This is a genomic window from Ruminococcus sp. RTP21359st1_H3_RTP21359_211015, from assembly GCF_040909065.1.
GTDB lineage: Bacteria > Bacillota > Clostridia > Oscillospirales > Ruminococcaceae > Hominimerdicola > Hominimerdicola aceti.
In genome coordinates, this window is record NZ_JBDGDD010000081.1 from 1 (window position 1) to 1,247 (window position 1,247).

The window sequence follows — 1,247 nt, forward strand, 5'->3', positions numbered from 1 at the left end:
CGATAAGCGAATCCCAAATTGAATACAGCCTGATCAAAATCACTGACCAGTTGGTAGCGTAACTCGAAATTCATAATCCAACTACTTGTCAATGCGAAGTCGGCTCCACCACCGATATTCACTCCTACCCTGCATTCGTTATGATTGTCATCATCTTTGTCTATATGAATATGGTCTCCGTCCACATCAATATCAAAACCATCTCCTAGGTCAAACATCCAATTAGAAAATGTAAAACCGAATAGGGGATATAACTTTACGCTTCTGCCTACGGGACATAAATAATGGAGATTCATATTTATGTCCAACATACTAACATTGTCGTTTTCTATAAAGTAATTCAAAGACGGCTCAAGACGTATGGGGTTGGTTATATTGTATTGATATTTCAACCCAAGGCCAATACTCTCAATTTCCGTCCCATAACTCAGTCCGAATCCAATAGCTTGTCTACCTTTTTGAGCATAAACGCCACTCAACATAACAAACAACAATCCTAAAAAAATTAAAATCTTTCTCATTTCAATATACTTTTATACCTATAAGTGTTAATCGTCATCCCAATCATCATCGTCATCGTCATCCCACCTATAATGTTTGTTGTGTTTATGCTTCTTGTGTTTTTTATAATGTTTGTGATGATGTTTTCGGTGATGGTCACAGTATGAACAATAATGTTCATGCCAACAATTACTATGATAATTTACCCTGTCATAGAAAGGATTGTAATATACCGATCCCGGCCTTATACCTATCTCTATCAAAACACGATCCCAGCCGTGCCTATGGTAACGTTTATAATAATCACATACATCACGCATGTGCCTGCCAGATGTTTTGGCTATTTCAAGGGCCAAACCTACATTCCCCCAATCTCTTCCACATTGCCTATAATAATCATCCAATAGATTGTTGGGGGTATTATATTCTATACACAAACGTTTTCGGTAATCCGAAAGTTCCACAGAGGCATATTTATTTGCCCTGCCAATAAACAATGATAGCCTATCTTGCGCAAACATGGAACAAGAAATAGCTATGAGCAATAGCAAAACTTTAAATTGTCTCATATTTTTACAAAGCTTTTTGTTGATAAATACGGTTATATTCGCAAACATAGGTATAAAAAAGACAAAAAGCAATTTTTGTCTAAAAATTATAGCAAAACTAGATTATTATGGTCATTTAGGACATTTGATGACATCTGGTGACATCTGATGACAGCACTGAATTACAGTACGTTATTC

The 1,247-nt window shown here is 36.0% G+C and carries 1 protein-coding gene; it reads right to left on the bottom strand.

Features of this window, described 5'->3' with window-relative positions:
- Window positions 1-521 (bottom strand): outer membrane beta-barrel protein (locus AB5Z01_RS13735; RefSeq protein WP_368365623.1); only part of this gene is annotated, 521 nt, incomplete at its 3' end.
- Window positions 522-1,247: the final 726 nt, after the last annotated feature.